Source organism: Caloramator sp. E03 (assembly GCF_006016075.1).
Classification (GTDB): Bacteria; Bacillota; Clostridia; order Clostridiales; family Caloramatoraceae; genus Caloramator_B.
This window is the reverse complement of sequence record NZ_CP040093.1, coordinates 43264-57432: the sequence shown is the minus strand read 5'-3', so window position 1 is coordinate 57432 and position 14169 is coordinate 43264. Positions and strand designations below refer to the sequence as shown.

At 28.8% G+C, this 14169-nt stretch carries 14 protein-coding genes and 2 pseudogenes; all 16 read right to left on the bottom strand.

Annotated elements, in window-relative coordinates; genetic code table 11:
• Window positions 1–60: 60 nt before the first annotated feature.
• Window positions 61–1119, bottom strand: coding sequence for a DNA-processing protein DprA (gene dprA, locus FDN13_RS00305; protein ID WP_138978342.1), 1059 nt, complete (start codon window positions 1117–1119; stop codon window positions 61–63).
• A gap of 15 nt (window positions 1120–1134) precedes the next feature.
• Window positions 1135–2567: pseudogene (locus tag FDN13_RS00300) on the bottom strand (YifB family Mg chelatase-like AAA ATPase).
• 179 nt (window positions 2568–2746) lie between these two features.
• Window positions 2747–2932 (bottom strand): aspartyl-phosphate phosphatase Spo0E family protein, encoded by a 186-nt coding sequence (locus tag FDN13_RS00295; RefSeq protein ID WP_138978341.1) that lies wholly within the window; start codon window positions 2930–2932, stop codon window positions 2747–2749.
• Between the two features lie 175 nt (window positions 2933–3107).
• A complete protein-coding gene (locus FDN13_RS00290) occupies window positions 3108–3470 on the bottom strand; it encodes a YraN family protein (protein WP_138978340.1) in 363 nt (120 codons plus the stop codon).
• Between the two features lie 13 nt (window positions 3471–3483).
• A complete protein-coding gene (locus FDN13_RS00285) occupies window positions 3484–4092 on the bottom strand; it encodes a ribonuclease HII (RefSeq protein WP_138978339.1) in 609 nt (202 codons plus the stop codon).
• 156 nt (window positions 4093–4248) lie between these two features.
• Window positions 4249–5100, bottom strand: coding sequence for a ribosome biogenesis GTPase YlqF (gene ylqF, locus FDN13_RS00280; RefSeq protein ID WP_138978338.1), 852 nt, complete (start codon window positions 5098–5100; stop codon window positions 4249–4251).
• A 103-nt stretch (window positions 5101–5203) separates the two neighbouring features.
• Window positions 5204–5551, bottom strand: coding sequence for a 50S ribosomal protein L19 (gene rplS, locus FDN13_RS00275; RefSeq protein WP_207670899.1), 348 nt, complete (start codon window positions 5549–5551; stop codon window positions 5204–5206).
• Window positions 5552–5654: 103 nt separating this feature from the next.
• Window positions 5655–6391 (bottom strand): annotated as a pseudogene (gene trmD, locus FDN13_RS00270) (tRNA (guanosine(37)-N1)-methyltransferase TrmD).
• Complete coding sequence (gene rimM, locus FDN13_RS00265; RefSeq protein WP_138978336.1) at window positions 6388–6894, bottom strand: ribosome maturation factor RimM; 507 nt, start codon at window positions 6892–6894, stop codon at window positions 6388–6390. Before rimM ends, trmD begins: the two are co-directional and overlap by 4 nt.
• A 54-nt stretch (window positions 6895–6948) precedes the next feature.
• Complete coding sequence (locus FDN13_RS00260; RefSeq protein ID WP_138978335.1) at window positions 6949–7176, bottom strand: KH domain-containing protein; 228 nt, start codon at window positions 7174–7176, stop codon at window positions 6949–6951.
• 15 nt (window positions 7177–7191) lie between these two features.
• Entirely contained in the window at window positions 7192–7437 is a 246-nt protein-coding gene (rpsP, locus tag FDN13_RS00255; RefSeq protein ID WP_138978334.1) for a 30S ribosomal protein S16, read from the bottom strand.
• 28 nt (window positions 7438–7465) lie between these two features.
• Entirely contained in the window at window positions 7466–8806 is a 1341-nt protein-coding gene (gene ffh, locus FDN13_RS00250; protein WP_138978333.1) for a signal recognition particle protein, read from the bottom strand.
• A 14-nt stretch (window positions 8807–8820) separates the two neighbouring features.
• A complete protein-coding gene (ylxM, locus tag FDN13_RS00245) occupies window positions 8821–9156 on the bottom strand; it encodes a YlxM family DNA-binding protein (RefSeq protein WP_243120236.1) in 336 nt (111 codons plus the stop codon).
• A gap of 61 nt (window positions 9157–9217) precedes the next feature.
• On the bottom strand, window positions 9218–10123 hold the full coding sequence (ftsY, locus tag FDN13_RS00240) for a signal recognition particle-docking protein FtsY (RefSeq protein WP_138978332.1): 906 nt from the start codon (window positions 10121–10123) through the stop codon (window positions 9218–9220).
• A gap of 1 nt (window position 10124) precedes the next feature.
• A complete protein-coding gene (smc, locus tag FDN13_RS00235; RefSeq protein WP_168190017.1) occupies window positions 10125–13673 on the bottom strand; it encodes a chromosome segregation protein SMC in 3549 nt (1182 codons plus the stop codon).
• A gap of 175 nt (window positions 13674–13848) precedes the next feature.
• Entirely contained in the window at window positions 13849–14109 is a 261-nt protein-coding gene (locus FDN13_RS00230) for a stage V sporulation protein S (RefSeq protein ID WP_138978330.1), read from the bottom strand.
• Window positions 14110–14169: the final 60 nt, after the last annotated feature.

Genomic DNA, 14169 nt, shown 5'->3' with positions numbered 1-14169 from the left:
CGGTAATATTTACATTATGTACAATAACTGTATTATAACAAACTCTGTAATAAAATCAAGTTATGCTTTAATAAAATAATTACCATAAGCTTTCTTAATTATGCCTTTACATTCAAGCTTACTTAAAGTTGAAATCAAAATTTTTGTGTCAATATCTAAATTATTGCATAGTTGTTCAATAGTAGATCCTTCTGTTTTTAAATTATCTAATATAAAAGACTCAAATTCATCTAATGTTATATTAATGTGCTTTTTATCTGTAAGGTTAAATTCTTCAAGTATATCTTCACTGTTTAATATTAATTTAGCTCCATCTTTAATAAGCTTATTTGTACCAATACTTTTAAAACTAAAAATATTTCCTGGTATAGCAAAAACATCTCTACCTTGCTCTAAAGCAAATTCTGCTGTAATTAGAGCTCCACTCTTTTCTCCTGCTTCAACTACCATAGTATATTTAGAAAGTCCACTTATAATTCTATTCCTTTCAGGAAAATTGCTATAAAATGGCTTTGTATCAGGAAAATATTCAGATATAACACAACCTCTTTCTGCTATTTCATACATTAGTTTTTTATTTTCCGAAGGATAAATGTTTTTAAAGCCACTACCCATAACAGCAATTGTTATGCCTCCACTATCTAATGCTCCTCTATGAGCACATGTATCTATTCCCCTTGCCATACCGCTTATTATTATAATACCTTTGGCAGCAGCGTCAAATGATAACTTATAGGCTGCAGTCTTACCATAATCTGTTGCCTTTCTTGTACCAACAACAGCTAAAGAATTATCAATATTAGGCAATTCACCTTTTATAAAAAGTCCTACTGGTGGATTAGGTATATTTTTTAAGATAAAAGGATATTTTTCATCACTATATAAAACTAAGTTTATTTTTTCCTTTGACATATATGAATCTATATCTTTATAAACTTCAATTTTTTTTGATTTTTCAATTCTTTCTGCTTCAAGAATATTAATATTATGCTCTAAATAATCCTTTATACTCATTTTATAAAAGGATTCAGGAGATATACCATTTTTGAGTATATTTACTTTAATTTCCTTTTTTAAATTTATATCAAGAAACCATAAAGAAAGTAAATTAACATCCATAAAATCCTCCCAATATTAAGCCCAGTATTTTTTGTCAAGGGCTCTATATTGTATTGCTTCAGCAACGTGATTTTCTTTTATTTCATCACTTTCTTCCATATCTGCAATAGTTCTTGATATTTTTAGTATTTTATTGTATGCCCTTGTACTTAATGATAGTGTTTTAAATGCATTTTCAAGCAATTTCATTCCTTTTTTGTCTATTTTACAGTATTTTTTAATATGCTTTGTCCTCATTTGTGAGTTGTAACTTATATCTTCATCTTTAAATCTGATTTTTTGAATTTCCCTAACCTTAATAACTCTTTTTCTAATTTCTTCTGATTTTTCTTCTTTTTTATTACTACTTATTTCTTCAAACTTTATAGGTTCAATATTGATATGTATATCAATTCTGTCAAGCAAAGGACCAGACACCTTACTTAAATAGTTTTTTATTTGTGTTTGGGTGCAACTGCATTCTTTGAGCTGATAACCGTAGTATCCACATGGACATGGATTCATAGATGCAATAAATAAAAATCTTGCCGGGTAGATATATTTTCCTTTTACTCTTGATATTGAGACAACTCCATCTTCGATTGGCTGCCTTAGAGCCTCAAGAGTATCTCTTTTAAATTCTGGAAGCTCATCAAGAAATAAAACTCCATTATGTGCAAGAGATACTTCGCCAGGAATTGCATTGCTTCCTCCTCCAATTATTGAAATACATGATGATGTATGATGAGGACTTCTAAAGGGAGGCCATGATATTATTTTGCTATTATCCTTTAAAATACCAGCTATGCTATAAATTTTAGTAACTTCAATAGCCTGTTCATAGGTAAGTTGTGGAAGAATAGTTGGTATTCTCTGAGCAATCATAGTTTTTCCCCTCCAGGAGGGCCTATCATAAGCAAATTATGATATCCTGAAGCTGAAATTTCAACAGCTCTTTTTGCAAATTTTTGACCTATAACTTCACAAAAATCGACTTCATATTCTGGTATGGTAAATTGTTGGTATTCTTGACTTTTTACTCTTTCTAATTGGATGTTTCCATTTAAAAAATCTATGAGTTCTAAAAGAGTTGAAACACCATATATATCAATACCATCTATTATCTTTACCTCTTGACAGTTTTGTATGGGTATAAAAACTCTATTAAAATTAGAACGCTTAGCTTCTATTACCATAGGAAGTATTCCTTTTACACTTCTTACCTCACCATTTAGTGAAAGTTCTCCAATAAATATACTATTATTTATATCATCATTATTTATCTTACCACTACTAATTAGAATTCCAATAGCAACTGCTAAATCATAATATGATCCTTCTTTTTTTACATCTGCAGGTGCAAAATTAATAGTAATTTTACCTATTGGGAATTCATATCCAGAATTCTTTATTGCAGAACGCACTCTTTCTTTTGATTCTTTTATTACTGTATCAGGAAGTCCAACCATATTAAACGCTGGCAGTCCGTTATGTATGTCAGTTTCTATTTCAATTATAAAACTTTTTATTCCTATATAGGATGTTGAATAAGTTTTACTTAACATTTTCATCACTCCTATATAATGATTATTTCCATAAAAAAATAGCATAAACAAAAAAGTACTATAAAACTATAGTACTTTTTTGTTTATATGTAGCTATAACCTTCTAATTTAGTTTTCTGTACTTTATAATATACATTTATTGCTTTATCAAGCTCTTGACTTATTAATACAATTTCTTCATCCGTTAAATTACCTTTAACTTTTATTAACTCATAAAGATATTTTCTTGTCTTTTCAATATGGTTTTTAATCCTTTGTACATCTCCCATTGCATCACCCCTATGAAATGTTAATATAAAATTATGTATTTTTTATGGACAAAATATTACATTAATGCCATAATAATCAAAACAAATATTAAATCTATATAATAAATGACATAATTATATTTTTAGACCAAAATTTTTCAATTAAACATAATTTCTATAGAAATATTTGTAATCTTTAGTCAAAGGCATCTTTAATAATTAATATTGATTTAACATTATCGTCATTATCTAAAACTACTTCAACAACATCAAAGCGTACTTTAGAATTTGTAATTTTTTTTGATGCTAAATATAGGCTTGCAATATTTTTAATTCTTGTTTGTTTATATATATCTACTGCTTCACGAGGATATCCAAAGTTTTGACTTCTGCGAGCTTTTACTTCAATAAATACTAAATATTTATCATCCTTTGCAATTATATCTATCTCACCATACTTTGTTCTATAGTTTTTTTGAAGTATTATATATCCATTTTGTTTTAAATACTTAACTGCAATATCTTCTCCAAGCTTACCTGTAAGCTTTTTATTAAGCATATATTTATCACCTTTAAATAAAATTCTTTACAAATGACTTTCTATGCAAATCACAAAGACCATACTTTTTTATTGCTTCTATATGATCTTTAGTTCCATAACCTTTATTTCTATCAAAATTATATTGAGGATATTGAAGAGATATTTTTTTCATATATTCATCTCTTTCAACCTTCGCAATAATTGAAGCAGCACCTATTGATATAGATAAATCATCTCCTTTTATAACTGATATTTGAGGTATAGATATATCATCAAGATGCAAAGCATCTATCAAAAGATAATCTGGCTTTAATTTAAGACTCATTATAGCTCTTTTCATTGCAAGTTTTGTTGCATTTAATATATTTATACTATCTATTTCTTTTACGCTAGCAATACCAATTGCAAAGTCTAAACATTTTTTTTTGATATCCTTTGAAAGTTTATCTCTTTGATTAGATGAAAGTTTTTTTGAATCTTTAATTTCAAGTATGTCCAAGCTGGGATTTAAAATAACAGCAGCAGCGTAAACAGGTCCAGCAAGGGGGCCTCTCCCTACTTCATCAACACCGGCTACTGCTTTATAGTTTTGTTTATATAGTTCAATTTCATATTTTTTTCTGTTGTTATATTCTTCCATAATTTTTTAGAACGTTGAAATTTACTTTCGTATTTCTCAATCAAATCCCTTACGCTTTTTCTATCGTCTTGTATGAATAATTTTTTAGACTTATAAACTCTTCATAGGTACATTTTGAAAACATATCTTTTATTTCATTAACACTTTTTTTCATTATTATTCTACCTCTCCTGGTTTTTCAAGGCTAATTTTTCCCATTTTACCTGTCCTATAATCTTCAAGTATTATATTAGATGCTTTAGTAATATCTATATTACCTCCAGATATAATACATCCTCTTTTGCTTCCAATCCTCTTTAGAGTTTCAAATGGATCTGAGGAAATCTCTATATTATATCTCTTAATTATAGCATCAGGTTTTAAAGTTCCTATTTCTTTTATTAGTTCCAAGGCAAGTTCTTCAATGTCAAGTATCTCATCTTTTATTGCTCTTGTAAAGGCAAGATGTAGAGCAATTCTTTTGTCATCAAACTTAGGCCATAATATACCCGGTGTATCTAAAAGTTCAAAGTTATTACTAACTTTTATCCATTGTCTACTTTTTGTAACTCCAGGCTTATCTCCTGTCTTTGCAGAAGATTTAGAAGTAAGTTTATTTATAAACGTTGACTTACCAACATTAGGTATTCCTATTATAAGTGCTCTAATTGGTCTACCTATTATTCCTTTTTCAATTCTTCTATCAAGTTTATCCTTAACTGTTTCTTTCACTACATTATAAATCTTATTTATATTTTTGCCAGTAGATGAATCAACATCAATTGAATTAATTCCAACTTTTTTATAATATTTTATCCACTCAAAAGTTACACTATCTTCAGCTAAATCACATTTGTTTAAAACTATAATTTTAGGTTTATTTCCAATGATACTATCTACTTCAGGATTTTTACTACTTTCTGGTATTCTACTATCCAAAATCTCTATTACTACGTCTATCAGTTTTAAACTTTCCTGTATTTCTCTTTTTGATTTTACCATGTGACCTGGATACCACTGTATGTTCATTTTTGCAATAACCTACCTTTTTAAAACTTTTTTATATATTTTAACCTAATATAAAAAACTTATCAATTAAAATGAAAAAGGACCTAAACGGTCCTGTTTCATTTTATTCTATTATTTCTTTTACCTTTGTAGCAGATTTTCCAACTTTCTTTCTTAAATAATAAAGTTTTGCTCTTCTAACTTTACCTTTTCTTACTACTTCAATCTTATCAATCATTGGAGAATGAACTGGAAATGTTCTTTCAACTCCAACGCCATAAGCAATCCTTCTTACAGTAAAAGTTTCTCTTAATCCACCATTTTGTCTCTTAATTACTAACCCTTCAAAAATCTGAATTCTTTCTCTATTACCTTCTCTAACCTTTACATGAACTTTTACTGTATCACCAACTCTGAATTCTGGAAGGTCTTTCTTCATCTGCTCAGCTTCAATTGCTCTAATAATATCCATTACTTCTACCTCCTTCTTCATAGACGTTCATACATGCTGCTGCAGAGGAACGCCCGTAATACACATCTTGTATTTTAGCATATATTTGGTTATATGACAACATTTATTTCTTCTTTTCTTTGTTTTTTATTTCTTCTAGCATCTTTTTATCGTCATTTGATAATTCTAATTTTTTTAAAAGGTCTGGCCTTCTTAAATAAGTAATTTTCAATGCTTCATACCTTCGCCATTTTTTTATATTTTTATGGTGGCCAGATAATAATACTTCTGGAACCTTCATACCATTAAATACTTCAGGCCTTGTATACTGTGGATATTCAAGAAGCCCTGAGTAAAATGATTCATCTTCAAAGCTTTCATTTGAAGATAAGACTCCAGGTATAAGCCTTGATACAGAATCTATTATCGCCATACAAGCAATTTCTCCACCAGTTAAAATAAAATCTCCAATTGATATTTCTCTATCGATAAGAGGCATTATCCTTTCATCAATTCCTTCATAATGGCCACATATTAACATAATATGATTTATGGTGCTTAGCTCCTTTGATATATCCTGAGTAAATACGTCACCTTTAGGCGACATTAAAATTGTATAGGGCTTATATCCATATTTTTCTTTTATGAAACTTACAGCATTATATATTGGTTCTGCCTGCATGACCATCCCTACTCCCCACCATAAGGATAGTCATCAACCTTTTTGTGCTTATTATTTGTAAAGTCCCTTATATTATATACATTTATAGAGATAATCCCATTATCCCTTGCACGTTTAATAATGCTATAATTAAATATATCAAACATCTCTGGAAATAAAGTTAATACATCAAATATCATAATAGCCCCTCGATGATATTTATTATCATTTTACCTTCTATTAAATCGATTATCTTTATAACATCTTTTATAGCTGGTATATAATATTTTTTTCCATTATCATCAGTTATTTCATATACGTCATTACTTCCTGTAGAAAATACATCTGTAAGTTTTCCTAAATATTTATTATCATCAGAAACAACACTAAGGCCTATAAGATCAGCAATAAAATAAGCACCTTCAGGTAACTTTACGGCATTTTCTCTGTCTACATATATATATTCATTTTTCAGTTTTTCTGCATCATTCATAGTGTCTATATTAGATAACTTTAATATAGGAAATTGCTTTACATACTTTATTCCTTCAACATCTACTTTTATATATTCATCATCAACTTTTCTAAATACATACTTTAATTTTTTAAATCGATTTATATCATCAGTTAAAGGATATATTTTAACTTCTCCTTTAACTCCATGGGTATTTATTATTTGTCCTACCTTTAAATATTCTTTCATTTAATCACCCTTTTAATATTAAAGAAGAGTTAGGCTATCCTAACTCTTTTATAATTATATTATCTCAACAACTACTCTTTTATTCTGTTTTGTAGCTGCTGCTTTAACAACAGTCCTAATAGCTTTAGCTATCCTGCCTTGTTTACCAATAACTTTACCCATATCCTCTGGAGCTACCCTAAGCTCAATTATAACAGATTGCTCTCCAGCAATCTCTGATACTTTTACTTCTTCAGGATTATCAACTAAAGCCTTTGCGATAAGTTCTACAAGTTCTTTCATATCAATGCACCCCTATTATTCAATGATACCTACTTTTTTTAATAAATTTCTTACAGTATCTGATGGCTGTGCACCATTTGATAGCCATTTCTTTGCCTTTTCAGCATCAACCTTAATTTCTGTTGGTTCAGCAATTGGATTATAGTAACCAATCTCTTCAATGAACTTTCCATCTCTTGGTGATCTTGAATCAGCAACAACTATTCTGTAGAAAGGAGCTTTTTTTGCACCCATTCTTCTTAATCTTATTTTTACTGCCATTTACTTCACCTCCTTGATAAGTCAGATTTTATTTAAAGAAAGGAAATTTAAATTTCCCTTTTTTAGCATTTTTTTGCATATCCGCAAACTGTTTCATCATTTTTTTAGACTGTTCAAATCCACTTAATAGCTTATTTACTTCTTGAATTGAAGTTCCTGAGCCAGCAGCAATCCTTTTCTTTCTGCTCGCATTTATAATTGAAGGATTTTGTCTTTCTTGTTTTGTCATAGATTTTATTATAGCTTCTGTATGAGCTAATTCCTTTTCATCTATTTCTAAGTTTTCAAGCTTGCTCGAATCAACGCCAGGAATCATTTTTAATATATCTTTCAAAGGACCCATTTTTTTCATTTGCTGCATCTGCTCTAAAAAATCTTCTAATGTAAACTGCTGATGCATAAGTTTATTTTGTAAATCCATTGCTTTCTTTTCGTCAATTGCTTCTTGGGCCTTCTCTATTAAACTTAATATATCACCCATTCCAAGTATACGGGATGCTATTCTATCAGGATAAAACACTTCAATATCTGTTAGCTTTTCACCTACTCCAACAAATTTAATAGGTTTACCTGTAACAGCCTTAACAGATATTGCTGCTCCTCCTCTTGTATCTCCATCGAGTTTTGTAAGTATTACTCCAGTGATATCAAGAGCATTGTTAAATTGTTCAGCAACATTTACTGCATCCTGTCCAGTCATAGCATCAACAACAAGAAGTATTTCATTAGGACTTACAGCATTTTTAATATCAATAAGCTCATTCATCAATTCTTCATCTATATGAAGTCTTCCAGCAGTATCAATAATTACATAATCATATCCATTTCTTTTTGCATTTTCTATACCAGCTTTAGCAATATCAACAGGGCTCACCTTATCTCCAAGGGAAAAAACCGGAGCATCTATTTGTGATCCTAAAACTTGCAGCTGTTTTATAGCCGCTGGCCTATATATATCAGCTGCAACAAGCATAGGCTTTCTTCCTTGTTTTTTTAAATTCAAAGCAAGTTTTCCTGCCATTGTTGTTTTACCAGCACCTTGGAGCCCAACAAACATTATAACTGTTGGAGGTATAGGTGATATAATAAGCTTACTCTCATTTTTCCCCATTAAATTTATTAGTTCATCATTAACTATTTTTATTACATGCTGTGCAGGAGTTAGGCTTTCCATAACCTCCTGTCCAACAGCTCTTTCACTTACAGAACTTATAAAATCTTTAACTACTTTATAATTAACATCAGCCTCAAGCAATGCAAGCTTTACTTCTCTCATTGCATCTTTTACATCTTTTTCAGTTAGTTTACCTTTATTTTTTAATTTTTTAAAAGTTTGTTGGAGCTTTGAAGTTAACCCCTCAAAAGCCATATTTAGCCCTCCTATTAAACATCTATAAGCTCATCAATTATATCCATTGCCTTTTTTATATCTATGTCATTTATTTTATCTGCAAGTATAGTTTTTACTTTTTTCAATTTTTCTCTTTGTATCATAAATCGATTGACTAATCCAAGTTCTTTTTCATATCCTTCAAGAATCTTTTCACTTCTTTTTATAATATCATGAACGGCCTGTCTTGACACTCCAAACTCATTAGATATCTCACTAAGAGACATATCCTCCTCATAGTGTAAAGACATAAACATCCTCTGCTTATCAGTTAAAAGACCTCCATAAAAATCAAGAAGAAGGGCTTTTTCACTAAATTTGTCTATCATATTAACACCCATTACTATATTAACAAAAGTAAATTTGTCTGTCAAGTATTTTTACTTAACATCATAATATAGCATTTACAAAGGCATTTGCATCAAATTCTTGAAGGTCATCCATTCCCTCACCGACTCCAATCATTTTTACAGGTATTTTAAGTTCATCGCTAACGGCAATTACAATACCACCCTTTGCTGTGCCATCAAGTTTAGTCAAAATTATCCCATTTACATCAGATACTTCCATAAATTGTTTTGCCTGAATTAATGCATTTTGACCTGTTGTAGCATCTAATACAAGTATCGTTTGCTTATAAGCATCAGAATATTCTTTTTCAATTATCTTGTTAATTTTTCTTAATTCTTCCATAAGGTTTTTCTTATTATGAAGCCTTCCTGCAGTATCACATATTAAAACATCTACCTTTCTTGCTTTTGCTGCTTGAATCGCATCAAAAATCACAGAAGCTGGATCTGAGCCTTCCTGGTGTTTTATAACTTCAACTCCTACCCTATTCCCCCAAATTTCAAGCTGATCAATTGCAGCTGCTCTAAATGTATCCCCTGCAGCAAGAAGCACTTTAAGTCCTTTATTTTTTAAATAGTATGCCATTTTTCCTATAGATGTTGTTTTACCTACTCCATTTACTCCAACAATAAGATAAACTGCAGGTAGTTTTTCAGGCACTATTCCTTTTGACTCATTACCTATTATCTCTATTATAATATTCTTTAATAAATTCTTAACATCATCTGGATCTGATATTTTATTTTCTTTGACTTTTTTTCTTAATGTTTCAATTATTTTAGATGATGTATTAAATCCAATGTCTGACATTATCATAGCTTCTTCAAGTTCTTCATATAATTCTTCATCTATTTTTTTATTAATAGATAATATTTCTTCTATTTTATCTGTTATATTGCTCCTTGTCTTTGATAATCCTTCCTTTAGCTTTTCAAACCATCCCATATTAGTTTCCTCCTTTTAACTTTAATGAAATTACTTTTGATATGCCTTTTTCTTCCATAGTAACACCATATAGCATGTCTGCAGCAGCCATTGAACCTTTTCTATGAGTAATTATAATAAACTGTGTTTTTTTAGAATAGTCCTTTAAAAATTTTGCAAACCTGCTAACATTTGCATCATCTAAAGCTGCTTCTATTTCATCAAGAACACAAAAAGGTGTTGGCTTCATTCTTAGTATAGCAAATAAAAGAGCAATTGCTGCAAGTCCCCTTTCTCCTCCTGATAATAGCGAAAGACTTTGAAGCTTTTTACCAGGTGGTTGTACAATTATGTCTATACCACAGTTTAAAATATCATTACTTTCAAGTTTTAAATCTGCAAATCCTCCACCAAATAATTCTTTAAATGTTTGATTAAAATTATTTCTTATTATTTCAAACTTCTCTTCAAATTGTTCTTTCATTTTTTTTTCTATTTCATTTATAATGTCAATTAAAGAATTCTCAGCTTTAACAAGGTCCTCTTTTTGCTTTGTTAAAAAATCATATCGTTCAGTTACTCTTTTATATTCTTCTATAGCATTAATATTAATTTCTCCTAAACTTTTAATTTCACTTTTTAATTGACTTATTCTGCTATTAGCATCTGCTATACTTTTGAGGCTTTTCTTATATTGTATAGCTTGTGCAATACTTATTTCATAATCATCCCAAATTTTCTTTGTATACATTTCAATTTCAGATTCAAGTTTTGATTTTGATATTTCAATCTTATGCATTGAATTTATTATATTCATTATATCCCTTTCGATTTCTGAAAAATAACCTTCTTCTACTAATATAAGTTCTGACAATTGTTTTTTGCTGACTTCTATATCGTTAAATTTTTTCTTAAATAATTCAATAGTAACAACTATATTATCAATGTCATCTTTAGTTTTTTTCAAATCATTTTCTACTGATATAATTCTTTTGTCTATGCTTTTTATTTCATTTGCTTGATATTCTATTTTTTGCTTTATAGATTTTAATTCCTTTTCTAACCTTTCAATTTCGCTTTCTATTAATTCTACTGTTTTTTGTCTTTCTGCATAAATAATTTTTTTTGCTGTTAAATCCTTGGAAATTACATCCTTTTGTTCCTTCATATTTTTAAAATTTAATTGAATATCTTCTATTTCTCTTTCGATAGATTTTTGATTATTAAGATAGTTATCCAAAACAGCTTTGTTATATGTTTCATTTTGAGTATTTTTATTATTTTCTATATCAATCTGTTCAATTTCAATTTTTATATCTTTTACTATCTCTTTTATATTTGTAATTTCATTATTTATTATTTCTAGCCTCTGGTTTTCATTTTGTATCTTTGAAGATATGTCAACAATTTTCTGGTTATAACTATTTAAGCTATTCTTCTTTTCAATTACTTCTTGTGAATTTGCATATATTTCTTCAGATATCTTTTTTATTCTATCCTTTTCTTGTGATACTAAATTTTTAAGTTCTTCAATTTCATTCTTTCTGGCAAAAACACCTGTGGTCTTTATAGTATTGCTTCCACCTGTAAAAGCTCCTCCAACATTAACTACATCCCCTTCAAGGGTTACAATTCTATAATTATAGTTTGTTTTTCTTGCTATAGATTTTGCATTTTCTAAGTTATCACAAACCAAAACTCTTCCTAAAATGTTTGTGATTATGTTTTTGAATTTTAAATCATATTTTACAATATCTGAAGCAATGCCTAAAAAACCCAAACTATTTTTCCATTCTTTAGTATCTGAGATTTCTTTACCTTTAATTATAGATAAAGGTAAGAATGTTGCTCTACCAATATTATTTTTCTTTAAATAATCAATTAGCATAATAGATGTATCTTCATTATCAACAACTATGTTCTGCATTGTAGCTCCTAAAGCTATTTCAATTGCTGTTTCATATCCTTTTGGGACTTCAATTAAATCACTTACAGTACCAAATACCCTAGATTTATCTAAATAATTTTTGATTATGGATTTTACTGCCCTATTAAAACCTTCCATATCCTTATCCATATCTAAAAGAGTTTTATACTTTGCTTCATAAGTCTTTAAGTTTTCAAAACAAATTTTGCTTTGTTTATTAAGGTTTTCTTCTTTACTTTCCAATAATTTTATATAATTTGTTATATCTAAAGCTTCTTGTTTTATTATTTTTAAATCGTTATTATAGCTTTCTATAAATTTTAATATTTTTTCAACTTCAATATTTAATTCACTTATTTTATTATTCCTTAATTCTAAATCTCTATTTAACTGATTTTTTCTATTCTTAAGGTTATCAAGCATTATTGCTGATGAATTTATTTTATTATTTATATCAGATATATCTTTAATTACCTGAAGCAAATCCCCTTTTTTTCTTTCTAATAAAGCTTCGTATTCGTTGCATTTATTGTTTATCGCATTATATTCTTCTTCTAACATTTCAATCTCTGATTTAATTTTTAAAACTTCCTTATTTACTTCAGATCTTTTAATACAAATCAGCTCATGTTCTTTATTTAGATTCTGTGCATTTCCTTTTTCTTCTTCTTGTTCTTTAATCAATCTTTCTTTTTCATGTATTAAATTATTCTTCCTTTCATCTAAAAGGCTTAAATTTCCTAAGAGAGATTCATATTTTTTTTCAAGTGCAATTCTTTCATTGTTTTTTATTTCAAAGTCCTTTTCTATTTCATATAATTTTTCCTTATAGCTTTCAATTAACTTTAACTTTTCTTTCTTTTTTATTTCTAAATCATTTTTACTACTTTCAAGGTTTTGTATATCTAATAAATAATCATTAAGCTTATTTTTTGAGCTTTCATAACTGTGTAATAATACATTTATGTCAAGCTCTTTTAATTCTTCTCTTAAAACTAAAAACTTTTTAGCTTTTATCGACTGATGCTTTAACGGTTCTATTTGTTCCTCAAGATTATTTATTATATCTAAAATTCTAACTAAGTTAAGTCTTGTACTTTCAAGTTTTTTCTCAGCTTCTAACTTTCTTGTTTTGTATTTTACAATACCTGCAGCCTCTTCAAAAAGCATTCTTCTATCCTCAGATTTTGAACTTAATATCTCTTCAATTTTACCTTGGCCGATTAATGAATATCCATCAGTTCCGATTCCGGTATCCATAAAAAGCTCCGTAATATCTTTAAGCCTACATTGGGTGTTATTTATTAAGTATTCACTTTCACCAGACTTGAAGAGTCTTCTTGTAACAGTTATTTCTGAATAGTCATAAGGTAATATTTTATTTGAATTATCTATTGTTAGAGATACTTCAGCACATCCAAGGCCCTTTCTATTCTCAGTTCCAGCAAATATTACATCCTCCATTTTTGAGCCTCGTAAAGTTTTGGCACTCTGCTCTCCTAGAACCCATTTGATACAATCATATATATTGCTTTTACCTGAACCATTAGGCCCAACAATTGCTGTTATACCCTTTCCAAATTCTAAATCAACTCTATCAGCAAAAGATTTAAATCCCTTAATTTCCAGCCTTTTTAAATACAAAATAACACCTCTTTTTATCTAATAGGATTTATTTAAAAAGGGACTTACCCGGGCGGATAAATCCCTTTAAAGCTATTTTAATTTTAAAATTAATATAATCTATTGTCAACTTTTCATTTTATAGCAAAAACTTAAGGATAAAAACAAAATATAAAATAAGATAGGCCTTATAGACCTATCTTGGTTGAACTATAAACTTTATCGCTGTTCTTTCTTCACCTTCTATTTCAATTTCTGAAAAGGCCGGAATAACTACAAGATCAATTCCATTAGGAGCAACAAATCCTCTTGTAATTGCTATTGCTTTAACGGCTTGATTTACAGCACCTGCACCAACAGCCTGTACTTCAGCTGATGCTTTTTCTCTTAAAACGGCAGCAAGTGCTCCTGCAACTGCTTTTGGTTGTGATTGAGCAGATACTTTTAGTACTTCCATCTATAATTCCTCCTTCAAATATATAGTAAATATTGTTTATTAATAATTCTATAAGAAAGA